20 protein-coding genes are annotated in these 25,150 nt (G+C 48.8%); 6 read left to right on the forward strand and 14 right to left on the reverse strand.

All coding sequences use genetic code 11. The features are described from left to right. Positions 1-3 precede the first annotated feature (3 nt). From CFK45_RS12830 to CFK45_RS12845, 4 genes are all read left to right on the forward strand, one after another. Entirely contained in the window at positions 4-600 is a 597-nt protein-coding gene (locus CFK45_RS12830) for a hypothetical protein (RefSeq protein ID WP_096086844.1), read from the forward strand. Further along, the gene (locus tag CFK45_RS12835) at positions 600-1,709 is read left to right on the forward strand and encodes a hypothetical protein (RefSeq protein WP_143247581.1); all 1,110 of its coding nucleotides are present in this window, start codon (positions 600-602) and stop codon (positions 1,707-1,709) included. The genes CFK45_RS12830 and CFK45_RS12835 overlap by 1 nt, the downstream gene beginning before the upstream one ends. A 149-nt stretch (positions 1,710-1,858) precedes the next feature. Continuing rightward, positions 1,859-3,262, forward strand: a complete 1,404-nt coding sequence (locus tag CFK45_RS12840; RefSeq protein WP_143247582.1) for a BamA/TamA family outer membrane protein — start codon at positions 1,859-1,861, stop codon at positions 3,260-3,262. Between the two features lie 382 nt (positions 3,263-3,644). Then, complete coding sequence (locus tag CFK45_RS12845) at positions 3,645-3,908, forward strand: DUF2492 family protein (protein WP_204378477.1); 264 nt, start codon at positions 3,645-3,647, stop codon at positions 3,906-3,908. Here the strand turns inward: CFK45_RS12845 and CFK45_RS12850 are convergent. Next, entirely contained in the window at positions 3,905-4,801 is an 897-nt protein-coding gene (locus CFK45_RS12850; RefSeq protein WP_096086847.1) for a LysR family transcriptional regulator, read from the reverse strand. The two genes, CFK45_RS12845 and CFK45_RS12850, sit on opposite strands and share 4 nt — an antisense overlap. Before the next feature lie 193 nt (positions 4,802-4,994). Here CFK45_RS12850 and CFK45_RS12855 point away from each other — a divergent pair, with 193 nt between their 5' ends. Continuing rightward, positions 4,995-5,486 (forward strand): SRPBCC family protein, encoded by a 492-nt coding sequence (locus tag CFK45_RS12855; RefSeq protein ID WP_158224694.1) that lies wholly within the window; start codon positions 4,995-4,997, stop codon positions 5,484-5,486. Positions 5,487-5,506: 20 nt separating this feature from the next. Here the strand turns inward: CFK45_RS12855 and CFK45_RS12860 are convergent, their stop codons facing one another. From CFK45_RS12860 to speA, 13 genes are all read right to left on the reverse strand, one after another. Then, a complete protein-coding gene (locus tag CFK45_RS12860; RefSeq protein WP_096086849.1) occupies positions 5,507-6,331 on the reverse strand; it encodes a siderophore-interacting protein in 825 nt (274 codons plus the stop codon). Positions 6,332-6,381: 50 nt separating this feature from the next. Further along, positions 6,382-7,302, reverse strand: coding sequence for a carbon-nitrogen hydrolase (locus CFK45_RS12865; RefSeq protein ID WP_096086850.1), 921 nt, complete (start codon positions 7,300-7,302; stop codon positions 6,382-6,384). Next, on the reverse strand, positions 7,299-8,354 hold the full coding sequence (locus tag CFK45_RS12870) for an agmatine deiminase family protein (RefSeq protein WP_096086851.1): 1,056 nt from the start codon (positions 8,352-8,354) through the stop codon (positions 7,299-7,301). Before CFK45_RS12870 ends, CFK45_RS12865 begins: the two co-directional genes overlap by 4 nt. A 277-nt stretch (positions 8,355-8,631) precedes the next feature. Continuing rightward, the gene (locus tag CFK45_RS12880) at positions 8,632-9,804 is read right to left on the reverse strand and encodes a carboxynorspermidine decarboxylase (protein WP_096086853.1); all 1,173 of its coding nucleotides are present in this window, start codon (positions 9,802-9,804) and stop codon (positions 8,632-8,634) included. A gap of 3 nt (positions 9,805-9,807) precedes the next feature. Further along, positions 9,808-10,686 (reverse strand): sugar phosphate isomerase/epimerase family protein, encoded by an 879-nt coding sequence (locus CFK45_RS12885; RefSeq protein WP_096086854.1) that lies wholly within the window; start codon positions 10,684-10,686, stop codon positions 9,808-9,810. Next, complete coding sequence (locus CFK45_RS12890; RefSeq protein WP_143247583.1) at positions 10,683-11,972, reverse strand: DUF6005 family protein; 1,290 nt, start codon at positions 11,970-11,972, stop codon at positions 10,683-10,685. The genes CFK45_RS12885 and CFK45_RS12890 overlap by 4 nt, the downstream gene beginning before the upstream one ends. 59 nt (positions 11,973-12,031) lie before the next feature. Continuing rightward, positions 12,032-13,303, reverse strand: coding sequence for an AMP-binding protein (locus CFK45_RS12895; RefSeq protein ID WP_096086856.1), 1,272 nt, complete (start codon positions 13,301-13,303; stop codon positions 12,032-12,034). A gap of 50 nt (positions 13,304-13,353) precedes the next feature. Next, the gene (locus tag CFK45_RS12900) at positions 13,354-15,261 is read right to left on the reverse strand and encodes an IucA/IucC family protein (protein WP_158224696.1); all 1,908 of its coding nucleotides are present in this window, start codon (positions 15,259-15,261) and stop codon (positions 13,354-13,356) included. After that, on the reverse strand, positions 15,239-17,122 hold the full coding sequence (locus CFK45_RS12905; RefSeq protein ID WP_096086858.1) for an IucA/IucC family protein: 1,884 nt from the start codon (positions 17,120-17,122) through the stop codon (positions 15,239-15,241). The genes CFK45_RS12900 and CFK45_RS12905 overlap by 23 nt, the downstream gene beginning before the upstream one ends. 195 nt (positions 17,123-17,317) lie before the next feature. Further along, positions 17,318-18,694, reverse strand: coding sequence for an MATE family efflux transporter (locus CFK45_RS12910; RefSeq protein ID WP_096086859.1), 1,377 nt, complete (start codon positions 18,692-18,694; stop codon positions 17,318-17,320). Positions 18,695-18,706: 12 nt separating this feature from the next. Then, complete coding sequence (locus CFK45_RS12915; protein ID WP_414630755.1) at positions 18,707-19,438, reverse strand: 4'-phosphopantetheinyl transferase family protein; 732 nt, start codon at positions 19,436-19,438, stop codon at positions 18,707-18,709. A gap of 102 nt (positions 19,439-19,540) precedes the next feature. After that, a complete protein-coding gene (locus tag CFK45_RS12920; RefSeq protein ID WP_096086861.1) occupies positions 19,541-20,749 on the reverse strand; it encodes a saccharopine dehydrogenase family protein in 1,209 nt (402 codons plus the stop codon). 28 nt (positions 20,750-20,777) lie between these two features. Then, complete coding sequence (gene speA / locus CFK45_RS12925; protein ID WP_239923675.1) at positions 20,778-22,700, reverse strand: biosynthetic arginine decarboxylase; 1,923 nt, start codon at positions 22,698-22,700, stop codon at positions 20,778-20,780. A gap of 460 nt (positions 22,701-23,160) precedes the next feature. Here speA and CFK45_RS12930 point away from each other — a divergent pair, with 460 nt between their 5' ends. Then, on the forward strand, positions 23,161-25,143 hold the full coding sequence (locus CFK45_RS12930; RefSeq protein ID WP_158224698.1) for a TonB-dependent receptor plug domain-containing protein: 1,983 nt from the start codon (positions 23,161-23,163) through the stop codon (positions 25,141-25,143). The last annotated feature ends 7 nt before the right edge of the window (positions 25,144-25,150 follow it).

Below are 25,150 nucleotides of genomic sequence, written 5' to 3' on the forward strand. Positions count from 1 at the left end.
TTTATGAACCCGTTCAAGCATGAGCGAGCACGTGTAAAAACGCGGCTATCGATCTTTGCATTTATTTTTTCAAGTATTTTTACAGCACAAAGCCAAGCCGATGGTGAACACACCTTTAACGGCGACAATATTATTAACGTGCCCGACAACTTGTGCCGCGGTGCTGGCGAAAATAGCCTGAATGTCTCCAAAGTCATTAGCGGCAACCCCGCTAAATTTTTTGTCGCTGACAACCAGGTTGTTCGAGTGCAATGCCCTTTACCTATGCGAGCGGCAAACGGCTATCAGCGCAGCCATAACGCATACAACCTGAATAACATCAAGGAAATTAGCATCGTCACCCAAGGCCTGGAAAGCGGCAGTGGCATCATCGGTATTTGCGAGGCGTTTTTTAGCTATGCCCTGCCCTACGTCGGTTTAGCCCAGGGCGGCCGGCGTGTAGTCAGTAATCGCCAGCTGCACACTACGACCTGGAGCGAGCCGTTTACCTTTGCTACGAATAAAACACGCATCTTTAACTACGGTGTCGAGTGTGAATTTCACAGCGATGTTGAAGTTATGTCTTTACAAATGATTATTGGCGACGAGGAGCATCACTAATGAAACGACATAAACAATGCTCTGTGCATAAACTGCTCGGCCTTATTTGTTTTTTATTGGGCTCGGTGTCTGCAGCGCCGAGTTTTGCTGTGCATGGCGCCTGGTTTTTAAGCGAAGCAGGCATGAACTGCAATACATTAATTGCCGCAGAAACAGGCTATGAAAAGTTCGACGGCGCCACAAAAATCACCACCAGCTACCCAACGCGCTTTGTCTGCCCCATCGCCTTAGCGGGCAGGCAAACCCCAAGTGAGGACTATCACAGCCGCACACATCTAAGCGCACGCTCGCGCTACGCTGCTATCAATGTTATCGATAATCACGCCCTACAAGATTTTCACTGCCAGGCCATCGCCAAATTTAAAGACGGCTCAGAAAGTTTCAGTGCACAAGTCAGCAGCCAGGGCACGGGGCCGCAAACACTGATCTTGCGGCTCAACGGCTTAAATGGCAGCCAGAACAAAGAATGGGGTGGCGATTTACAAAACAACCAGCACAAGGAATTAGAAGCGTTAAGTTATTTCTGTGTGGCGCCAGCGCAAGATGAAAATAACTGGTTTGCCAGCAGCGCCATTATTCAATACAGCGTTGCACTTTGTTACGGATCCGGCCAGTGCACCGGCCCATTTAATGAAGCTCGTGACGGCAGCGATGCCCGCGAGGCCACCGTCAGCGTTTCGGCAAATGAGTGTTATGTTCCCCACCAGCTAAGCTCAGTTGGCCGAGCTCAGCTGCACATCTACGGCTGGAAAAATATTGAACAAAACGGCTCGAACCTGAGCTGGCCATCGGTGCTGTGCCCAATTTCCGTTCCAGCTCAAGACAGCTACCCCCACCGCATGCTGTTAAGTCAGGGGGTCGTCACCTTAAGTGACCCGCAACAAGCCCGCTGTGTTGTTGGTTACCCCGGCGCACAAACTGGCAGTTTTAGCGACGGTGTCGCGTTTGAGCAGCAAGGTGGCGGTTTGCCCGGCGACGTGTTTATGAATTCAGTTTTATCTGTACCCATAGATAGCTCACCGGTTTTAAAATGCGATTTAGCACCAGGGCAGAATTTTTACGGCGCACAGTTCAACATATCTCGCACTGAAACAAATCAGGCGCCATAAACTAGACGCTAACTTTTATAACGCGCGGGGCCACAAAAAATGGCGGTGGCGCCGCGCGTATCTTACTGACTTAATTACTGCTTTATAAAAAGCAAAGCGTGATAGAGTTGCCAAACTACATCGTTATTCAGCATAACGTCACAATGCCCATGCCTGAGCTTCTTGTTGTACCAGTTGTTGTAGTTGCTATTTTTAAAGCTAAAGCTGTTGTAGTTACTGCTGTTAAAGCTGTGGCAGCCGTTATCGCTCGTGTCGCTTGTTATTATCGATGCGTAACTTTTTTAATTTCACTGCTGTGCAGCTCAACCCTGCTCGCTGGCCCCGCCACCAGTAAATACGCCGTTGAGCGCCTGGAACAAAGTGACGGTCTCGGCCAACAAATTTGGATACCTTACGCGTTTGAAACCGAAAGCATGGGCGGCAACGGCGGTATCGGTTATGTGCACAGAGGCTTTTACCAACCGCAAATGACCGCCGGCGCAACGGCATTTGGCGGCGGCTCCAAAGCCTTTGCCGCCATCGTCTACGACTACCGCCTACCCCACACCGACCGGCTTTATCTAAGCGCACTGGGCATGTACGCAGACTACCCGCGCTTAAAAGCCTACGCCATTCCACAAGATATGTTGTGGCCCGCTGACGAGCCCCGCCCCGGCTCCAACGATTCCGACGCATCGGCCCATATTGAAAGCCACGGCGAAAATAACTGGTTTGATTTGCGCCTGGAATACGTGTTGCCCAGCGGCGCAGCAAAAGACAAAGGTTGGCTCAAGATGCAGACACGCGGTGGCATGCTGGTCTCTGAAAGCCCGCGAAAAAGTGGCTGGAACCCGTTAAAGTCCGGTGTCAGTGTGATGATTTTGCGCGGGCTGTGGCGCGAGCAGCTCTATCAAGGCGAACTGGCAAGGCTCGATGCCAGCTCCACCTCGTGGCAGCTTGGCCTGCACTACGACAACAGCAACTTTTCACCAAACCCTTCTACCGGCAGCAAACAATTTCTCGGTTATACCGCCGACAGCAATTCACTCAAAGAAGCAAACTGGAACTTTGTTGAAGCAGAGCACAGCCAGTATTTTTATTTGGGGCGTGGGCTCGGCGCCAAACAACGTGTTTTGGCTGTCAACGCCTGGGCGGGCTACTCGCCGTCCTGGCGCCAGTATGTAGAAGACGGGCAAGTCTATCTAAGCAATACACCCATTTACGGCGAAGGCGCCACCCTTGGTGGCTTTGAGCGTATGCGCGGCTTCGACACTAATCGTTTCAGCGACAAAGCCGCGGCGTATTTTGGCGCCGAGTACCGCCATACCTTAAATTGGAACCCGGCCGACGACTGGCGCCTGCTGCGCTACGTCGCACTCGACTGGCTACAGCTTGTCGCTTTTGCCGAAGCCGGGCGTGTACACAGCGAATTTAATACTGAATTATTGCGCGATATGCACACAGACTACGGTTTTGGGCTTCGCGCCTATTTTGCAACCATGGTCGGGCGCATGGATTTTGCTATCTCCGATGAGCAAGCCGGTATGTGGCTGATGGTTGGCCAGACATTTTAAAAGATACGCGTGCCACCTGAGCTAATTGCAGTGCCAAGGCCTTAAAGATATTTGAAAGCTTTTTTCTGGAACTGATATACACAGGCCAATTGTTATCTGGCGAGAAGTTCTCTGAATTGGGTTTAGCCAAAAAGTCGGGCTGCATCACCATTACCGTACGCGAATTCCTAATTCGTTTTTCACATACAGGCTTAATTCAAAAAGAACCCCGAGCCCAGTGGCAAATGCTTGAGTATTCCAAGCTACTCTGAAAGATCGACACCCAGCTTAAAATAGAGACTGGATATAGCGCAATCAACAGCGAACTTGATCCCCAGCAAAATCATCAATGCTCAAGCGTGCTGAAATCCGCGATTTAGTATTAAACGATGGGGCTTAACTTATGCAACTGCAGCAAATGCAACACGTTCACGACATACTCGCTTTGCTTAAACAAGATCAGCATGGCTATTCAGCGGCCGGCTTAATACTGGCCATTGAAAAACAATTTGGTGTCGACGCCCGCTTTAATTCCTGCTCTGTCAGTGATATGGATTGTGAGCAAGCCGTTCGTTTTTTAATTGAGCGCGGCAAGTTTATTCCCGGGCAAAGTGGCTGCCACAGTGCCAATGACGGCAGCGCTTGCAGCTGCGCATCGCACGCTTAAGTACCGTCATTGGAGCAAGGGAGCCGCCCCTCAAACAAGTCTCTGTGCTGCGCCATCAGCTCGTACAGGAAATGTACCAGCGCCTGTATTTTTTTACTGCTGCGCAAGTCTGGGTGGTAAAGCAACCACAGCTCAAGTCTTGGCTCCGAACACCCCGGCGGCAAGCGCGCAAGCTGCGGGTCTGCATCGCCGATAAAACAGGGCAAAATGGCAACACCCATACCTGCCCTGCAGGCTTCGTGCTGCAAGCGAATATTCATGATTTTATGGCGCGAGATAAAGCGCGGATACGCTTTTGCTATCTTGCCCACTGGCCTGCGCATCCCCTCGCTCCAGCCGAGCCAATTTAATTTATCGGCTAGATAATCTGGCAGCATGTCTGTTGTCGCGTCACTTATTAAGGCCTGTAACAAGTGCTTGGGGTAATAACAGGCGCGGTGCACATTGACCAGCTTGCGGCCAATCAAGTGCTCGGGTGGCTGGCTACAAAAGCGAAGTGCAACATCGGCTTCACGCCGACTAAGATCAAGTGCTTGTTCGGTATCGATCAGTTCAAATTCAAGCTCACTGTGCTGATCGCTAAACGACTTTAGAGCCTGCATCAAAAAAGGCTGGGCGAGGCCATCGTGCAGAGTCAAACGCAAATCACCGGCTAATTTTTGATCTTTGGCAGCCATGCGCCGGGAAACCAGGTTTAAACTCGCCTCAAGGTGCTGGGCCTGCTCGTAGATATCGCGCGCAGCGGGGGTTAATTCATAACCTTTGGCGCCGCGGTCAAATAAGCGTTCACCGAGGCTTTGCTCAAAAGCGCGGATGCGCCGCGACACCGTTGCATGATTGACCTTTAACTCAAGCGCCGCCGCCCGCACCGAAGCACAGCGCGCAACAGCCAAAAAAACTTTAAGTCATCCCAATTCATAGCGGCCCCAAAAGCATTAGCATAAAACAACCCGAGTGTTTATTGCGGTGCAATTATGCACCAAGCGTTGGCGCACTTGCAGACTTATCGCCATTTTGTTCGAGGACTAAGCTAGGGCCTGGAACGCAGCAAGACCGAAGTTTTTAGCTAAATCTATGGAGAGCAATATGAGCGCACAACGTTTTGAAGTGTCAGCGATGACAAAAATTAATGCCGATCGAGCAACCGTTTGGCAAGCCCTGGAAGAATTTGACGACGTCTATCGCTGGGCACCCGGTGTAAGCGAAAGTTACGCCATCGGTGAAGAAAAACTTGGTATCGGCCACGGCCGCCACTGTAAAATCGATGGTTTTGGTGGCATAGATGAGTATATTACTGAATGGAACCCGGGCCAGAGTTTAAGCTATAGCGTTACACCGGTCGGGCCGCTGCACCGCAGTAACAGTCAGTGGCGCTTAACTGATGCCGGCGCTGGCTCAACCCAGTTAACGATTTGCCTAAACTACGAATTACGCTTTGGTGTGTTTGGCAAAATGATGCACAAATTAATGGTAAGAAAAAAACTCGAAAGCGCCTTGCCAAGCACTCTACAGGCACTAAAAACACGTATCGAACAACAAACGCAGCTGCAAGCCGAGCCCCTTGTCGCGGCAAGCTAAGAAAGAGCTAGAGTCTAGCATCAGTTCGAATCTAATTGAGCCTGCGCATCGCGACGCTTGGCAACTTTGTGTTCGTCTTCACTGCTATGTTGTTTCCAATAGCTGCTGATATAAAACGCGCTGTTGCCAAGTTTGCGATTGGCCGTAAATGTTTCGCCGTTAAAATAACGCCGCAACAAGCGCATCGCCGAGAATTCACACGCTGCCCAGATCGATACTTCACCAGGCAAGCGCGGCAGCGCTTTTACGGCTTCAACAAAAATATTGTCTTGCCCGGCAGCGTCTTGCCCCGCTTGACGAATGACCCACTGCAATTGCACACCGACAGGTTTGTCCAGTTGCTGCTTATCCTGCTCGCTTAAAATTTCGATCACCGCGTAACCACGGGCATTGTTCGGCAGTTGCTCAAGCTTGCAGCTAAGTGCCGGCAGCGCCGTCATATCGCCCGCCAGTAAAAACCAATCCGCTCGCTGATCAAGCAGTTTTACCGGGCCGGGGCCATAAAAACTCATGCTTTGCCCGGCCATCGCACGGGCCGCCCAAGCCGAGGCGGGCCCACCGCCACCGCCGTGCCCGTGTAAAACAAAGTCCACCGTCAATTCAAGCTTGGCAGGGTCAAAAAGCCTAACCGTATAGGTTCGCATTAAACACTTGGCTCCGGCATCTAAGGCCGCGGCGCTTGGCAGCTGTTTTCCAGGCAACGGGAACAGCAACTTAATATAAGCACTGTCACTATTTGCCGGGAAACTCGCTAAAGCGTCACCGCAAAAAACAATGCGCTGCATATGTGCAGTGATTTTTTTACTGCTTTTTACCTGAACTTGGTAGAGTTTGGTCTTGGGCATAGTGCTTACGACAAGCATTCGACGATGTTACTAAATGCCTAAAAAAGGCATCAATCTCGATACAGCTTTAATAAATCACCGTACTGATCAATGCGCCTGTCGCGCAAAAAAGGCCAAATTTGGCGTACCGCTTCACTGCGTTTTACATCGACATCGGCGTAGATAATACACTCGTCGTCAACTCCGGCTTCAGCGAGCAGTTCACCTTGAGGGCCGGCAACAAAACTTGTGCCCCAAAAGGCAATGCCCGCGCCGGCCTTAGTTTCATCGCCACCGGGGCCAGGGTCGGCCTCAAAGCCTGTGCGATTGCAGCTAAGTACCGGCAAACCATTGGCTACCGCGTGTGCGCGCTGGCTGATACACCAGGCACTGCGCTGGCGCTGCTTCTCGTCGTTATCGTCGCGTGGATCCCAGCCGATGGCCGTCGGATAAATCAGCATCTCGGCACCGGCCATAGCCATCAAACGAGCGGCTTCAGGGAACCACTGATCCCAACAAACCAATACGCCGAGCTTACCGACACTGGTTTGCACCGGCGCAAAACCCAAGTCACCCGGCGTGAAATAAAACTTTTCATAAAAACCCGGATCGTCGGGAATATGCATTTTTCGATAACAACCGGCGATGCGGCCATCGCTATCGAAAACCACCGCAGTATTGTGGTAGAGCCCCGCAGCGCGGCGCTCAAATAATGAACTGATAATAACCACACCGAGTTCGGCCGCAAGTGCAGCAAGTTTGTCGGTGCTTGGGCCGGGAATCGGCTCGGCCAAATCAAAATTAGCGAGCTCTTCTTGCTGACAAAAATACAGTGAACGATGCAATTCTTGCAGCACCACTAAGCGCGCGCCACTGCTTGCAGCTTCGCGAATTGCACTGAGTGTATCGGAAAAATTTTTATCGACATCAGCGCTTTTAGCCTGCTGTACAAGTGCAACTTTAACTGGCTTAGCTTGTGAACATTCGGTCATTTAAGAAACCCTTTGGGTAATTGCATGCTAATACAGTGCAAACTGCCAAATTGACGAATAAGCGCCAGGCAGTCTATCGCGATGATGTCGTGCTCTGGAAACGCTTTTTGTAATTGCTGCGCGGCTTGTTGATCACGTTCAGGCTGGCCGTAGGCCGGCATTAACACTGCGCCATTAATAACTAAAAAGTTTGCGTACGTTGCCGGTAAACGCTCGCCGTGCTCATTAAAACAGGCCTTGGGCCACGGCAGCGGCACCAATGAAAAAGGCTCGCCATCACGATTGCGCAGTGCCTCAAGTTCCGCCTGCATCTGTTTAAGCTCGTCGTAGTGGCTGTCTTGTTCATCGTCACAGCGCACATAGACAATGGTATTATTTGGCGCAAAACGCGCAAGCGTATCGATATGCGCATCGGTATCATCACCGGCAAGCGCGCCGTGCTCAAGCCACAAAACCGTGTCTGTCGCAAACGCCGCATTTAACTGCTGTTCGATCTGTTCGCGGCTTAAGCCGGGGTTGCGGTTTTTATTTAGCAAGCACTTAGCTGTTGTTAATAAATGACCTTGGCCGTCTACCTCGATGGCGCCGCCCTCTAAAACCATCGCCTTAGGCTGATGCTGCGCAGCCACCCACGGCTGCTTAACCAAGCCTGAGTTAATTTGATTATCGAGCTGGCTTTCATATTTTCCGCCCCAGCCGTTAAAAATAAAATCGAGCGCAATACAGGGCAAGGCTTCGCCGTTGGCATTATGTTTAGCAACCAGTGTCAGCGGCCCGTGATCGCGCGCCCAGGTATCGTTGCAGGCCTGCACCAGGCAAATGAGCTTGCTGCAATCGAGGCCCGCATCGAGCAAGTACTGGCGCACATAAGAAGCCAGGTGTTCGTCGTGACAGACCACCAGCAGGGTTTGGCGCTTAAGTACTTCGCGGGCGATAGCGCGGTAGCAGCGCTCAACGTCATCGAGCTGCGAAGCCCAGTCCGTCTGGCTGTGAGGCCAGGTTAGCACAACAGCATCTTGCGGGTGCCACTCGGGCGGTAAATAATAATTCATAAATCTTAGTAAGTTATATCGTGCCAACGGCGGCAATCAAAACACGGCTCAAAACTCAGCCTTAAACGCGCCCGGAATAGTACTCAACAATGAGTGTGCGAGTACAGTGCTTTTCGGCCCAAAAACACTGCTGTATCAATGCCTTGCTCAAACATAGACTACGCCGCCTCACAAGCGCGGCCGGCAGCAACGAAGGCCCCGAAATGATTGTAGTTCCGGCGCAACAGCACCCAGCGCACCACGCTGCCATCAAGAAAGCAATTATTGCCCAGTTAAATTAAGATAAAAAATCGCGAAACGTTTCATAGGAAAAGGCTTTGATCAGCCGTGTTTTTCCGCGAATATCTCGATGGCAAATTGATGGCATTTTTATGCCGTTAAAAAAATTCTTCTTGACCATCGAATAACCGGCCACATCGGTGAAAACCAGTTGGTGACCGGGCGCAATCGCCTTGTCAAACACATAGTTTCCAAATACATCACCAGCCAGGCAACTTCGGCCACATACACGGTAGACGGTTTTTCCCTGTGCCAGCGCAGCTTCAAGCTCGTGTTCTTCAATTGCCGTCGCCCCTTCCAGCGCTGGTGCAAAACGATAAATCAAAACATCTAATAAGTGAGTTTCTACACCTGCGTCAACAATCAAGGTCGGCAGGCCATTGTCAACCAGATCAAGCACCGTCACCACCAACGATGAGGACTGGCTTACCGATGCCTCACCGGGCTCTAAATAGACCTGTAGCTGATATTTATCAGACAGGTCTTTTAAACGCAGACAAAAATCCTCAAGCGCGTAGTCATCTCGGGTAAACGCAACGCCACCGCCTAAACTTAACCAACGTAACTTGGCTAATAAACCCGCCAAATGGCGCTCAAGCCAATCAAGCTGCGCACTAAAGTTGGAATAGCTGGTGTTTTCGCAATTCATATGCAACATAACACCGTCGATTAACGACTCGAGCCCGTCGGGAAGTTGGTCAAAAGCAACACCAAGTCGAGAGTATTTAGCAACGGTGTCGCTGAGACTGTAGCGCGAAAAGCCCAGGCCAGGATTTAAACGCAGGCCAGTTGAAACATTCGCAGGCACATTGCTTTGATACTTATCGAGCTGTGTTAACGAGTTAAATATGATTTTGTCACAGTACTTGAGTGTCTGTTTTAGCTCGTCGTCATCGTAGGCAACACTGTAAGCATGCGTTTCACCGCCAAACTTTTCGTAGCCCAATCGCGCCTCGTATAAACTGCTACTTGTTGTACCTGCCATATACTGACGCATAAAATCAAAGCAGCACCAGGTTGAAAAACACTTCAGCGCGAGCACTGACTTTGCCCCAGATCGCTGTTGAACGTAGTGAATGCGCTGCATCGCTTTTAGCATTCGGCATTCATCAACCAAATAATAAGGCGTAGCAAGCCCACTTAGGCCCGGCTGACTATCTGTACTCGTCATTGCTTAAATTACCGGCGCCAGGCTGTTGTTAAGCTTATTCGCTGCAAAATCGCTATTAAGAGCAAGCGCCCTTAGTTTGTTTGCATCGTGCTCGAGCGTGCGAATACTATTTGGCCCAAACCATTCCAAAGATGCATCGAGCTCAGACCAGTCCAGTGTGCTCTTTCTAAAAACATCGCAAAGGAAACGACGATAATCAAACTGCCCTTCAAACAGCGTAGACATGCCTTCGCGTGTTCCGGCCGGTGCGTAAACATTGGCCGGAGCAAAAACAGGCAGTTGTTTTCTGCTGGCGACGTTTTTTAGATGTACATGCACAACCTTTGGCTCGAGTTGGCTAAATGCATTCACCGGCTCACTGCCCATCTCCCAAACATGAATAACATCAAAATTGATACGCAGTGCAGGGTGATTCACTTCTTCGATCAGGCGTTTAGTTGAAGCGAGCGTATCTGCCAGGGTATTGGGATGAGTTTCAACCACCAGTTGCAAACCGTAGTCGTCGGCAATAACACAGTGTTCACGCAAACGCTTAGTCCACAGTGCTCGTTGTTCATCGCTGATATCGGCGCTGGCTTTGGAACCTGAAAAAGTCCGCAACTTTTTTGCGCCCCACTGCCTGGCCAAACGACAAAACAAGCCTGCATTTTCCGCCGCGCTGCTCGCTTGTGTATCTAGCGGCAAATAATCACTGAGCATAGATACCGACAAACCGAGACTCTCGAGCCAATCTCTATCGTATTGGGGGAAGTCACTCATATTCTTAGCGTGCACACCCCACAGTTCAATTGCGTCAAAATGATGGCACTTGGCCCAAAGTGCAATTTGTTCAAGCGAGATCAACTGGTGGCGAAACGAGATCGTACAAACAGATAACTTCACACTTCAACTCCCACTAGCGCTTCGTTTTTTTTTGCAACAAAGGTTTGAGCCCACTGATTTTTAACTGCAACTAAGTGCGCCTTTATTTCAAACTCACGTTTATCTTGCTCATCGAGCAGAGAACGAATTTTGTCCAGCAGACTTAACTCCTCACTCGCGGCTAGTTTCATTGCTTGAAATTGAATCAACTTGTAGCTTTTAACTAAACGATCGATAAGCTCACAGTAATCATCAAACTCAGATTCAGGCAGGCCGAGCGCTCGCCAGAAATAAGCAAAACCATGTTCATAGGCGTATTTTCTAAGCGATAGTACCTGCACCTCCTCCAGCGCTGAAGCGAGGTGTTTAAGTGCTAGTTCAGCACCGTTTTTGTCTCGCCCAAGCGCATGGGCCTCAACGATATTTCTCACCGCATCCGTCAATGGGTTACTATCAGCGATAAAACAGGCGTCAAAATAAGCATTTACTTGCGCGAGCGACGTGGGTCTTAAACCCTGCTCACTAACGACATAGCCACCCGCGACACTCGGCTGCGAAACAGCGTTAACAATACGCTGTTTTTTTATAACACCTTCCCAGCGATAATCGGGGTCATACATAAACCACAGCTTTGGGTCGGGCGTCGGCCCGAGCATGACATAGTGAGGAAAAGGGTCCTTGCTAAATTCATTTTCCCGCTCGGGCAACTGGAACATATCAAGCATGACCATAATGTGTTGCCCCGGCTTGCGCTTTGCGACCAGTTCAGCCAGGGTTTCAAGGTTTTTTTGCTTCTCGATATCGTGCCGATACCAAGGGCTAACCTTCATACCATAAAGTGTTTCATACCAATCAAAGAAGTGCTGGTGACTAATGTTTTGATCGTGATAACTAAGCACATAACGGTCACTGACACAGACCTTTGCATCCCATACAGCAAAATACAGAATACGATGATCGAAGCCACTTTGGCGTTTGACAATTTCAGCAAGGCAGCTGGCGACGCAGTGAATTTTTAAGTCTTCATATACTTCCAAGCCCTTCTCCACCTTCGGCAGACCTTGGGCCTCGTACATTAACTGCGCGACTTCCCGCACAGTTTTAAAGTCTTGATTCATCAAAGTGTCTTCCGTTATCGAAAGCCCGTGATCAAGCTCCAAAAACATGAGCCACTGCAAAATAAGTGAAGAATCTAACGCGAGATCTTCTAACAAGCGTGCGTCACTTTGGAATTTATCCAGGTTCGCATGAGACATTTTCTCACTTAACACCTGAAACATAGCCTCAACAATTTGTTCTCTTGTCATAAAAACTCAGTAGGGATTTGGATTAATATTGCAGAACTTAAATTTCGATCTGAGCATGCCTAAAGCAAGGCTTCAGACAGTTTCTTGCGACTGAGCTTGCCATTAGCCATACGCTCTATTTTATCGACCCGCTGGATGTGCATCGGTACTTGATACGCTGCAAGCTTTTCTCTGCACCAGGTTCTAATTTTTTCGTCGTCCAGATGCACCTTAGATTGATATTGCAAACACACCTGCTCATTGGCAAAACTATGAGCTCGTTTAAACACCGCAGCATCACTAATTTCAGGCATAGCCAGAACGACCTCTTCAACTTCAGCCGGATAAACATTTAGACCACTGACATTGATCATGTCATCGATGCGAGAGAGGAAAAACAAATGCCCTCGCTTATCAAAATACCCAAGATCCCGACTTAAGACTTCACTGCCGTCACCGCGTTTCACGACGATTTCAGCGGCCTGTGATACATCTGTTCCAGCGCTAACACTTAAATGTGGCAATACCTTGCCAACATCATTTGGCGAATGAAGGCCAGTTCCGAGAGCAATACACCCTACTTCCGAACATCCATATTGCTGATAGAAAAAACGCACTTTATTTTTAACCCGATCAAAACACTGCGTGTGCATTAACGTGCCCGATGACATCACCGCGTAAAGCGGCTGATCTTCGCTGAGCATCATGGCCAGCGTACTGATTAATACCGGTGACGAATAAAGAATTCCCTGCTCTACACTGCGCAACTTGCGCAGTATGTATTTGGGGTTAAGGTTTGCGATTAGATGCGGCTCACGACCGCGCTTAAAAGCCGCCAACGCGCCGCAGATCAAGCCGTAAGAATGGCTTAGTGGACAGGCCACGACAGGAGTCATCGAGTCGGCATCGCTGAAGTGTTTCACATAACTATCAAGTTCGGTATCGATGCTCTTCCACGTGCGCTCGATGTATTTGGGCTCGCCGGTTGTGCCCGAACTCATTTGTACCAGCACTGCGTTTGTATCTCGCTCGCGCTTATTTTGATCTCGAGCCACGCTCTCAAAACTATTTAATAACTCGAGTACACTCTCGCCGCCACAGAGCAAGTAGTGGCTACCGCTGCGCTCGGCCCGGCGCCTGGCAGCGGCGATCGGCGTATCTGCTGGCAGCGGGAACAGCGATATATCGTGCTGTTGAGCATACAGACAAAGCGCCAACCAAAGCTCGCTGTTATCAACACGAACAGTTAGGCGCAAGCCTTTTGCATCGTTAAGCAGCGCGTGCTGCTTAAACTGACGATGACAGCTGGCTATAAACGAAGCATCGTAATATTGGTCGTTCACGTAAAACATATAGATCCTAATTCGCCTGCATCAGGCACACTTAGCGCTTGTTTTTTGTTTCAGTTTGATTGCGGAAGCTGCAAGCTCAATGAGCTCAAATACAGTTGGTTTTGTACGCGATGTTCAAATAGCTCAAGCGGCCCGCCATCCATAATCTTCTTCTTAAGCAGCGACTCAACCATAATTTTTTGGTCAAACGCACGGAGCAAATCGATGCGCGATTTTTCGGTAATGCCTAACGCTTGGTAGTCAGCGAGTTTTCTACACAAAAAACGCCAGAAATCGGCTTCGCTATAGTGGTAAAATCGCTCAAGCAAGAACGACAGATCGGCAAGGTTAAATACAAATACGGTATCCATTACCATCTCTCGCAGTGATTCAACTGAGCTCTTACTAAAACCTTCATCTGCGGCAATATGCTCAAAGTAGCTATCCACCTCACTAAGCTTGGGCGTATTGCCCGGATCGTTTAAATACGACTCGACATATTCGATATCTTCGTGAAAATCGCGTAATACTATTTTTTCTGGCCAACCATCTTGATGTATCAGCAATAAATTTTGCGCGTGCGCTTCAAACGCAACGCCGTGGTGAACCAGCATATGCCACAGAGGTAGCAACATTGTATCGAGCAGCTGCTCCAGCCATTGCTCGAGCCCATACCGATCTAACCAATTGGCAATAAATGGCCGGCCGTCGGATTCCGTCAACATCAAGGCGCTAAAAGGCAGCACCTGCTGCCCGACTTCAAGCTTGTCGAGCACACTTTCTCTAAAAATTGCACCGACACGGCCATCCATCTGCTGCCTTAACGAGCGATTACTGGGTTCGTATAACAGGCCCGCGTACTCACTTAGCAAAATCAAACAATTTTTCTGCTGTAAATACGCATCGTTTTTAACCAGATCTTGTAGCCAGGTTGAAATTGCAGCGGCCGTGCAAACAAAGTGTTGCTGCAAATTGCGATGAGCCGAGCTACTAATAATATTTAGTGGAACTTTAATATTGGCCTTGCGCTTGTGACTGACATTAAGCAAGGTGCGCAGTGATTGTGATGCCTGATAATAATCGCCTGCCACACCGAGCTCGATAATTTCCCCGGTCGCCAGGGCTTCAGCCAAGCCCTGATGCTTAAGTGCTTTGAGCTGCCACGGGTGTATAGGTGCCAGCGCGTAACTTTTCCAATCGCCGGAACGCTTTGCGCCATTTAACTGCGGGCTTCGTTCAGCAAGGCGTTTGCTGAGTTGTTCAAAAACATCGTCACCAATCTCGCGGCGCCAGAATTTCTCATCGCTATCTGTCAGCGAACGATCGAGCTGAGTATCGACGATAGCCAACCAACAAAACTGAAAAGACTGCCCGGCCTCCGGGCCGTAGTTCTGGTGATCTGCCAGGGAAAAGCCGCTGCGGGTTTTAAAACAGGGATGATAGAGATGACCTTCGGTAATGGCCGACTCTAACTCCGTAAAACTAAGCTCGCGGCGCGATGTTAAATGATGCGCAAGCGTATGCTCATTCCAGCGGCAAAAAGCCACCGTTTGCATCAGCTCAGCAAACAGCCGCTGTTTAGCGTCAGCCTCAATATCCAACGCGGCAATAAGCTCATCCAAACGTACTTCGCGATAGTTATCGCCGACAAGCAACTGAATCGTCCCCTGTGCAATACGCACACGCTCAAATACGCGCACACTGCCTATACAGCGAAACACTTGATCTGCAATAGAAAAGCTAAAAAGCGAATCAAACACTGCATCGGCGTCTGCACTAATATCGCTATCGCTTCGCGGCATGGATGAATACGTAACAATACCTTCAAACAACAAGGCCTCGACAAACTGGCGCAGCACCCGCCGCTCGACCTCGTCTGCAATAGTGGGTTTACTTAAGTACGAGACTAAGTCAGACCCGAAACGATCGCGCAGATTTTGTGTCAGCGCTTGCGCGTCAAGAATACGCATATGCAGCATTGTTCGTACCTTTTTTGTCGTTTTCCCGCGTAAACGTATTTTCAGCATGCTCACACAGTGGGTTTTTCATCGTTGCGTAAACCGAGCGCTCCATGCCCTCGTGCAATTCATCAATATCATTCACGCGAGCAAGCAAATTATTCTTAGAGCTCAACTCTGCGCTAGTTAATAAATGTTCAATAAAGGCCGCACCGATGCCGTTCATGGCCTGGTGTTGTTGCCGAAGCTTAGCTTGAGCGCGCTTGATAAGGCTTTGCTCATCAATCAGCTTGTCCGCCCCCAAACGATAGATAATTGCAAATAGCTGATTGACAACAACGTAGTAAGAAAACGCATTAAAAATCCATTTATCGTCATAAATCATGCGAGAGAAACGCATCTGATCTTCAACTGAAGCGATGGTGCTGTGATAATTTTTGGAGATGTAATAACCCTGACTATCGCGATAATAAAAACAAGACGGATAACCAGAAGAGATGTCTAACAGGGCATTTTGCTGATGCGCCTCAAGTGCGATGCCGTGCTCATCATAAAGCCTAATCAAGGTCTCTATCGAGCAGTGCCAGTAACGATCAAACCAATGCATTGCAACATCAGCAAGCGAGCGCTGCTCTTTATCGGCCAACTTTTCAATAACTTGTTTAAGTAAAGTCGGCTTATCAATGAGCCCCAGCGGCGAAGCCTGACAAAGTGACAACACTGTACACACGCCCTCGCCCTTGCTCTTGCCATAGCCATCGCTAAACAGGTTTCGACGCAGCACCAGTTCAAAGCCAGATTCAGCCTCGCCATCACCGGGCTTATTAACAGTAATATAAGCAGGATCGTCGACCATCTTAAATTGAGGGTTGGCCGCCATAAAACCGCTCTTTTCCAGAAAGCTATGTATCAACATGCCATCTTCCAACTCATCACGCATATTACTGCGCAAGGAATTAGTGATTTTTACTGGAATTGAAAACTTGAGCATCCACTTAGATTTAGCGTTAAACAAGGTCCTTACCGACGAGGTAGCGGTATAAGCATCGCCACGCTCACCCAAGTACTTCATACGTCCGTCGGCAAGCAAATCACGCACCCAAGTTTGCAACAATAAAAAATGCGCTTGCAGAGGGTGGACAGGAATAGCCACATGGCCAGGCTCGATTGATACGGTATCGCAGGCTTTAAGTTCGTCAGCTAAAATTTGACTGGCACTGTTATCAAGCAGCGAAGCCTCGAGCACCAAGCTTTTATCAACGCTAAAATAATGTAACTGAAACGCTCCACGCAGCTCGGGGCTGTAGTGAGCGAGCTGCCAAAACGCCATACCCTGCCGACTTTTAGGCGTCGGGTGCAGCCAATGCCCTACCAAAGCGCTTTGTTCAGCGTCAATAAATAAGTCACTTAAGAGTGATGCATCACCTTTACGAAGCTCAAGAAATTTTGTCATCAGCTGATAACTATCCATCACCCGCGACAACAGCTCCATCTCATTGAGTTTAACGCTGTCTTTATAGCTGTCGCTGCCCGAGGGCGAAAGCTGTGCCTGATAAAGCTCACGAACAAGGGAAATAATGAGATACATTAATTCAGCACCTTGCCAAGCGCCAAAATCAGTATTTGAACAGGTATAGACTGCGTGAAAATGATGGCGACCAACACGAGAGCGATACGCCACATCAAATAAGACATGCAGGCCCACGCAGGGAAGGTCGAGCTGCAATAATTGATTGCCAAGAAATACAATATCCGGGCGTTTATCTGGCGGCGGAATTTCATCCGAAGACAACCAGCGCCCGCCATCGACCTCACGCAAATAGCAATTGGCAAAAGCGTGAAAAGACGCCTGTTCTGCAATTTCTCTAGAAGTTAAGGTCACAACTCAATCCAAACCGATGTGTTTATCTACCCAAACAATACTGCATGATAATAATTCTCATTAACAGCAGTGTTACAGATGTTACACAACGAGCTGCGACAACAAGTAAAAACCCGCTAGCAGCGCAATGTTGTTCACTTAAGTGCAAGCTTTGCCCCTACCATCTCGTTACATCATTAAGTGAACAGTGTTTCGCTAGCAGCGGGCCTCGAGTAATTTGTCTTGTTTAGACATGATTTTTTCCGGTCGAAAATAAATAAAAAATATAAGCGCAAGCACAAAAGTTAGTGCCTCAGCAACTGAGATGGCATAGATAAACCCGATATCGGGTAGCAATACACGAAGTAGCACAAGCAAAACAATCGGCAAAACGAGTGAGCGCGATAATGCGATTATGCTCGAATGCATGGCGCGCTCTGACGACGTCAAATATGCGCTGATTAATACGTTAAAACCGTTAAATAAAAAAATTGGCCAAATCATATGCACATAGGTTTGAGTTAGTGCGAGCGCTTGCTTAGCGTCATGTTCAAGAAAAAACTCAGCAACCAAGCCCTGAAAATTTAATAAGAATACAACTTGCAACAAACTGAGCACTGCGATTGAACACGCCGCTAGCTTAAAAAAGGATGACACCCTGTAAACAAGGCCGGCCCCGATATTTCTACTGAACAAAACATGCATAGCATCGACAATGCCGTAGTAAATCATCAGGCTTATATATATCAGGTAATTCACCACACTAAACGCTGCAATACCTTCCGCACCGCTTTGTCGACTGATAATCCAATGAAAAACGAGGATTACAATACCTATAGAAATCTCGTTAATAAATTCCGAGAAGCCATTGTAGATGCAAAAACCGAGCTCGGACCAAGACTTTCCTGGCCACGCAAAATGCAAGCTTGTTTTATTTGATAAAAAATGTCGAAGCAGATACAAAAGTTGTACAAGCTGCGCCAATAAGGTAGCCCAGGCCGCTGCCGTAATGCCCCAACCGAAGCCATAAATAAACAAAAAATCAAGTGCGATATTCGTTCCAGCACCAAGCAAAAGCGCATGCATACCAAGCTCAGGCCGATTATCTGCACGAGCAAAATAATAAAGCACCAAGCCTGACAGCTGAATCAGCATCGCCAAGCATAAGACGCTGAAATACTCATCCATAAGTACAAATAACTTCTGTGGCGCGCCCAGAGCCGCAAATAACTGATGACTAAATAACAAGGCCAGCGGACAAAGAACCAGGTTCATAGCCAATACAGCAAAAAACACCTGATTAAACACCCGGCTTGCAGAGCCATGGTCTTTTTTACTTAGGCTGATGCTAATTTTTACTGAACCGCCGACAGCCAGCATCAATGCAACACCAAATAGCAATGCAAAATAAGGCATCAACAGGTTGATCGAAGCTAATGCGTCAGCACCTATAAAGTTACCGACAAAAAATCCGTCGACAACGCTGGCCGTGGAAATTGCCAAAAGGCTCAAGGTCGACGGCAGTACATATCGTAAAAATGTCGAAACAATTGGCCCATTTTCAGGGTCACAGCTCAATGAAGCTGTACTCATAACACCTCGCTACTAATACAAGTGGCTAATACAAGTGGGGCGCAAGCGCCGTGCAATAGGCAAGTTCACCTCAAACAGCCCCTCCCCCGGGAAAAACTCTTTTGTAACAAGCTTAAGATCACTGGCAACGACCTGGGATTTTAGGGCCAGTGTCAAAATATAATTTGGCGCCACATCGAACAGATAGGCTTGCCACCGGGAAATTTCATCGCTGCCATCAACGCAAGATTCAAGTCTTAACAAATGCTGATCCGGATAACTAAATACATCGCCAGTCAAGCTTGGCCATAGCGGCTGCCCCCGGGCCTTGGCAAATGCTTCTTTTAAAGTCCATAGCTCAGCTACTCTTCTGGCTTGCTGGCGAGGCGCCAGCTTGTTCAGGACAGCAACTTCACGGCTATCAAAATAATGCTCAGCAAAAGCCGAGTTAAAGACCGGCTTAGTAATTGGCTCAACATCAATTCCGGGCTCTACGCCACCAGCACCATGGACAACAGCAAGTGCCACTAAACCTGGCGTATGCGACAAATTAAATTTAATGGATTGAGCGCCTGAAGGTGAAGCTAAAACAGGCTTGCCATGCCTATTTGCAGTGAAGCGCCATGCCGCCATCGGCATAGCTGGCGCATGTTGACAAAGTGCCTGGCGCAACATAAAGCGCGCCAAAACAAACTGATGACGCTGTAATTCTGAGCTCATTGCGCGACAGCGCTGACGCTCCTCGTCGGCAAGGCTGTTAAGCATGTCATTAAACAGCGCCTTATTTTCAAGCGCTTCATTTCGGCAAAAGTAAAGCTCAATGCGAGGCTCAAGGCTGTTGCTATCTAACAAAGCGGCTTTGATCAGCTAGAGCAGATCAAAGCCGGGCTCTTCAACAAGCTTCCACGGCAGGCCGTATTTATTCATGTCCTGCATAAATGGATCGGGATCAAGCTGCTCCATATTCCAAACCCCCGCCTGCATCCAACTACCTTCTAGCATCATCTTGGCGCCAATCATCGCCGGCACACCAGTGGTATAAGAAATAGCTTGCGACTGAAGCTCATTAAAACAGTCTTGATGATCTTTAACGTTGTAAACATACACGCTGCGTTTTTCACCGTTTTTAACGCCCTCGACAACACAGCCAATGCAGGTTTTGCCTTTTGTACGCGGCCCCAGCTTTGATGGGTCTGGCAGCAGGGTTTTCAAAAACTGAAGTGGTACAATTTTACTGCCGTTAAAATCAACCGGCTCGATGCCCGTCATGCCGACATTGCCAAGCACCTCAAGATGTTTTAAGTAACTATCACCAAAACTCATCCAAAACTGAGCTTTTTTTAAGCTCGGATAGTGTTTAGTCAGTGATTCCAACTCTTCGTGATACATGCGGTAGATATTGTAGCTACCAACTTCGTCAGGGCAGGTGAAACGCTGCTTGGTTGACATTGCGGCGCTTTTTACAAACTCGCCATCTTGCCAGTGGCGACACTCAGCCGTGACTTCCCGAATATTAATCTCGGGGTTAAAGTTTGTTGCAAACGGGTAGCCGTGATCACCACCGTTAACATCGATAATATCGAGCTTATGAATTTCATCAAAATAATGCTTTGCGGCGTAAGCGGTAAACATATTTGTTGCGCCGGGGTCAAAACCGGAACCAAGCAAGGCCATCAAACCTGCTTGCTTAAATTTTTCCTGATAGGCCCACTGCCATTTATATTCAAATTTGGCGCTATCTAGCGGCTCGTAGTTTGCCGTATCAAGATAGTGCACGCCCATTTCTAAACAGGCATCCATAATCGTCAAGTCTTGATACGGCAAGGCGACATTAATCACCATAAAGGGCCTAAGCTGATCAAAGAGCCGAACAAGCTCGTCGACACTATCTGCGTCAACCTGGGCGGTTTTAATTCTTACACCACTTTGCTGATAAACCTGATCGGCAATGAATTTACACTTTGATTCAGTTCGGCTTGCCAGAACTATCTCACCAAAGACCTCGCTTACTTGCGCACACTTATGCGCCACTACCTGGCCAACGCCGCCGGCACCTATAATAAGTACTTTTTTCACAATCGATTCCTATGGTTTGTATTTAGAGCTAAACATCTTTTTCGTAGTAGGTGTAACCTTGCATGCTTGCATTAAAGCTATTAATCATTTGCTGGCGCTCCTGCGCACTAATACGCCCATCTTTTACCGCCGCTTCAACCTTATCGCGAAAACGCAGCTTCATATTGGCAGGCTGAAATTCAACGTACTCAAGCACATCGGCGATAGAATCACCGTGAATTTCTTTGACGAACTCAAAGCTCGAATCATCATTCAGGCGAATACTGACAACATTGGTATCGCCAAATAGATTGTGTAAATCGCCGAGTGTTTCTTGATAGGCGCCGACCAAAAATACCCCAAGATAGTATTCTTCGGCGTCTTTTAGGGAGTGCACAGGCAAGGTTTTTTTAGCGCCGTGGGCGCCAATAAAACGGTCAATTTTTCCATCGCAGTCGCAGGTTATGTCGGCGAGCACCGTGTGGCGATCGGGCTTTTCATCCAGCCTGTGCACCGGCATAACAGGAAAAAGCTGATCTATCGCCCAGCTATCGGGCAAAGATTGAAACAGACTAAAATTGCCGTAATAGATATCAGCCAGGGAATCATCCAAGCCCTCAAGCTCGGTGGGCAGCTGCTCCATATTTTCTAATACGGCTTTAATTTGGCTTAAAACATCTAAAAATAAATTTTCACCAATTGCGCGTAAACGCAGGCCGATGCGGCCGCGTTTAAACAGTTCCCGCAGCTCATCGCGGTAGTAGTGGGCATCGTTATAACACTCCTGAATACGTTCTGGCTTTAAGTACTCAAGTATCTCGCGCATATTGTCGATTAAATCGTGTTTTTCATCGCGCCCGGCGGCCATTGGTAGCGCTTCAAAGCGCGTTACATCCAGTACGTTAAACAGCAAGATGGACGAGTACGCAACCGTCGCCCGCCCCGACTCGGTCACGATCGTCGGATGTGGCAGAGCATAACTATCAAGCGTTGCTTTAATGGTATCGACGACATCTTCACAGTACTCACTGAGCGAGTAATTACGGCTTTGACCATCTTGCGAGTGTGCGCCCGTATAATCGACAGCCAGGCCACCACCGAGGTCAATATGCGACATCGACGCGCCCTCTTTGCAGAGACTGGCGTAGTAGTGACAGGCCTCGCTAACACCTGCGCGGATATCGCGAATATTCGGTATCTGCGAGCCGAGGTGACAGTGCAGCATTTGCAGGCAGTGCAACATGTCGTGCTCTTTCAGACGATCGATCACCTGGATCATTTGTGCGCTTGATAAACCAAAGACACTGCGATCACCGCTGGTTGAATTCCAGTAACCGCCGACCTTGGACATCATTTTTGCCCGCACACCAATACGCGGCTCAATGCCCAGAGCCCGGCTGCGCTCAATAATGATCGGCAGCTCAGCGGGGGTTTCAATCACCAAAAAACAGGGCGTGCCCAACTTGCTTGCCTGCAAAGCAAGATCAACAAATTCTTTATCTTTATAACCGTTGCACACAAGTAGGCTTTCTGTGCACGTTGTGCTCGCAAGTGCTGCAATCAACTCAGCCTTACTGCCAACTTCAAAACCGTGCTGATAACGCGAACCAAAATGCGCAATTTCTTCGACAATATGCGCCTGCTGGTTTACCTTGATCGGAAATACGCCGCGATAAGCCCCTCGATATTCGACCTTGCTGATCGCCTCGGCAAAGGCCTCGTTTAACTCGCGAATACTCTGGTCAATAATATTTTCAATGCGCAACAACACCGGCATATGAAGCTCGCGCACCTGCATACCGTGTATGACCTGCAACAGCGACAAAGAACCTTGCTCAGGGTGCTTGCGATTAACAATCGCTACCTGACCTTGCTGGTTAATTTCAAAAAAGCCGTTGCCCCAGCGCTTAATACCATAACTGGCGGTGGCATCGGCGATAATCGACTCGATAGATTGTTCTAACTTAGGCACAAACTTAGACACTCACTTACATGCACAGATACATCAGCCAGGCCCAGACAGGCAGGTGGCCCGCACAACTGAAGCCAGCTACAGCAAAACCACACCAATGAGAACCAATATCATTTGCAAGCTATTATTATCTATTCGCCAGACGAAACACAGCGCTATTACATTTGTTACACCCAAGTAAGACGACTATGGCGCAATCAGCATCGACAGCTTTTGTTAAATCAAGCAAGGAGCTTTGCTGCGCCTGCGCCTGCACCTGCACCTGCACCTGCACCTGCGCTCTGGGCGATTTTTGTAGGCTGTGCCTTGCCGGGTACGCTTAGCCAGATGCCGCAGGCTTGACGCAGGCCGACAAGCCCATAAGCCGCGCTGAAGATGCAGTGGAAGATGAGTGAAAGCGCCGTCGCTGAACTATAATCAAACGATAATCAAACGATTAACAATAAAATGGGGATTAGCCGTGAGATTGTGGCCGGCGCTACTGTGTATTTTGGCTGAGCCTGTACTGGCGGATAACAGGCTCGAACAGCTACTTAGCCTCGACTTAGAAACCCTGGTAAACACCCCCATCCAAGGGGCAACCCTGACCAATCACGACCTGTTAAGTGTGCCGTCATCGGTTACCGTCTACCACCAGCAGCAGATCCAGCAGCTCGGCGCTAATTATCTGTATGAACTTGCAGCCCTGGTACCCGGCTTTCAAGTTATACGTATGGGCGATACCCCTTACGACTACGCTTTAAGTTCGCGCGGCCGCCGCATTGCCAATGTCAGTGCTGAAATCCTTATTCTGGTCGACGGCTTGCGGGTCGATAACGCGCGCAACGCATCGGGTTTTCAAATTCTTGCGCAGATGCCACTAAATAGCATCGACAAAGTGGAGTTTATTCGCGGGCCCGGCGCGGCCATCTACGGTTCAAATGCAATGATGGGCGTAATAAATATCAGCACGGTCGAGGGCAGCAAGCAGATATCTGCCGGGCTCGGCAACCACCAGCAGCAGCGCGTGGATTGGCAGCACCACTACAGTAACAAAAAATTAAAGCTCGACTGGCAGTTTAACTACGACAGCAGCGAAGGCGAAACATATTCGGTTGAAAGCAGCTTTGGCCCCGGGCAAATCAAAACGCAAGACCCACAACAACAACTTTTTAGCCATATCAAGCTTGCTTACGGCAACACTCGCATGGCATTTTTAAGCAATATTAGCCGCCAGGATGACTTCTATTTTTTTGAACGCATCAGCGATGAATTTAACTACAACGATGTGAATTATTACCGCTTAAGTGCCGAGCACAGGCTGCAACACAACAAGGCTCAACACGATTTTTCAGCGGCATTTAGCCAAACAACCGGTGAAGCGCAAACGATATTCACCAGCGATGGCGATTTTGGCCCCGGTAGCCCGGCCATGGAGGCAAGAATCCAGGGCAATTCACTGAGCAGCCAGCTGCGCTGGCGGCTAAACCTTGAGTTATCCGATACCCAGAGCCTGCAAAGTGGCCTTGAATATCGCCACTTAGATATTCGCGACGGCTGGGCCTGGAGCAATTATCAACTCAGCGACTTAGCTGCAGGTATTATTCCACCGGCGTATTACGGCGAACAAAGCAAAAACACCATTATTCAAGGCCAGATGCAGCAGGATATTTACGGCGCCTATGTGCAGCATCAAAGCCTGTGGTTTGAACACAGCCAACTTGTCGCGGGCCTGCGTTACGATTATTTTTCAGGATCTGGGCACAAATACAGCCCCCGCCTGACCTGGGTACAACACCTCAGCGAACAACAATCGATTAAACTACTTTACAACGAGGCCTTTCGTGCACCAACGGCAGCTGAGCGGCGCATCGTCAATGCACCAGGTATCAGCGGCAATGATCAGCTTGAACCGGAAAATGTAAAGACTCTGGAATTAAGTTGGCAGTTAAGTTTGGCGCAGCACTACCTGCAATTTAGCATCTATGAAAACCAGTTTGACAACGCAATTTTGCAGATCACCGAAAGCAACGGCAATCGCGTCTATGCCAATCAAGATCAGGATAAATCCAACGGCGCCGAATTCGAGTACAGCTGGCAACTCAGTCAAGCTCAGCAGCTGAGTTTGAACTTAAGTTATTTAGCAAACAAACCTGAACAGAGCTTTCGCGATGCCGATGAATTTGCCTCGTTTATCTGGAATTTAAACAAAGGTCGATGGAACCTAAATAGCAGCGTGATTTTTCAAGGCGAGCGCCAACTCACCAGCGGCGAAAAAACGGACAACTACACTGTATTCAACGCCAAACTACAATATCAACTGCAAACAAATTGGCTGTTGACACTAGAGGGGAAAAACCTGGCCGACAAGCAGTATTACACCCCCGCCCACGGCCTACAGCCGAGTACGGGAGTGATTAACCAGGGCAGACGAGTCAGCATTGGTCTGCGCTATATCTATTAACGAACAA

Source organism: Agaribacterium haliotis (assembly GCF_002312815.1).
GTDB classification, from domain to species: domain Bacteria; phylum Pseudomonadota; class Gammaproteobacteria; order Pseudomonadales; family Cellvibrionaceae; genus Agaribacterium; species Agaribacterium haliotis.

Excerpts from the sequence above, each read along its gene's own strand:
- CFK45_RS12830 (WP_096086844.1), top strand. The coding sequence starts at position 4 with ATGAACCCGTTCAAGCATGAGCGAGCACGTGTAAAAACGCGGCTATCG.
- CFK45_RS12835 (WP_143247581.1), top strand. The coding sequence starts at position 600 with ATGAAACGACATAAACAATGCTCTGTGCATAAACTGCTCGGCCTTATT.
- CFK45_RS12840 (WP_143247582.1), top strand. The coding sequence starts at position 1,859 with ATGCCTGAGCTTCTTGTTGTACCAGTTGTTGTAGTTGCTATTTTTAAA.
- CFK45_RS12845 (WP_204378477.1), top strand. The coding sequence starts at position 3,645 with ATGCAACTGCAGCAAATGCAACACGTTCACGACATACTCGCTTTGCTT.
- CFK45_RS12855 (WP_158224694.1), top strand. The coding sequence starts at position 4,995 with ATGAGCGCACAACGTTTTGAAGTGTCAGCGATGACAAAAATTAATGCC.
- CFK45_RS12860 (WP_096086849.1), bottom strand. The coding sequence starts at position 6,331 with ATGCCCAAGACCAAACTCTACCAAGTTCAGGTAAAAAGCAGTAAAAAA.
- CFK45_RS12865 (WP_096086850.1), bottom strand. The coding sequence starts at position 7,302 with ATGACCGAATGTTCACAAGCTAAGCCAGTTAAAGTTGCACTTGTACAG.
- CFK45_RS12870 (WP_096086851.1), bottom strand. The coding sequence starts at position 8,354 with ATGAATTATTATTTACCGCCCGAGTGGCACCCGCAAGATGCTGTTGTG.
- CFK45_RS12880 (WP_096086853.1), bottom strand. The coding sequence starts at position 9,804 with ATGACGAGTACAGATAGTCAGCCGGGCCTAAGTGGGCTTGCTACGCCT.
- CFK45_RS12890 (WP_143247583.1), bottom strand. The coding sequence starts at position 11,972 with ATGACAAGAGAACAAATTGTTGAGGCTATGTTTCAGGTGTTAAGTGAG.
- CFK45_RS12895 (WP_096086856.1), bottom strand. The coding sequence starts at position 13,303 with ATGTTTTACGTGAACGACCAATATTACGATGCTTCGTTTATAGCCAGC.
- CFK45_RS12900 (WP_158224696.1), bottom strand. The coding sequence starts at position 15,261 with ATGCTGCATATGCGTATTCTTGACGCGCAAGCGCTGACACAAAATCTG.
- CFK45_RS12910 (WP_096086859.1), bottom strand. The coding sequence starts at position 18,694 with ATGAGTACAGCTTCATTGAGCTGTGACCCTGAAAATGGGCCAATTGTT.
- CFK45_RS12915 (WP_414630755.1), bottom strand. The coding sequence starts at position 19,438 with ATGCTTAACAGCCTTGCCGACGAGGAGCGTCAGCGCTGTCGCGCAATG.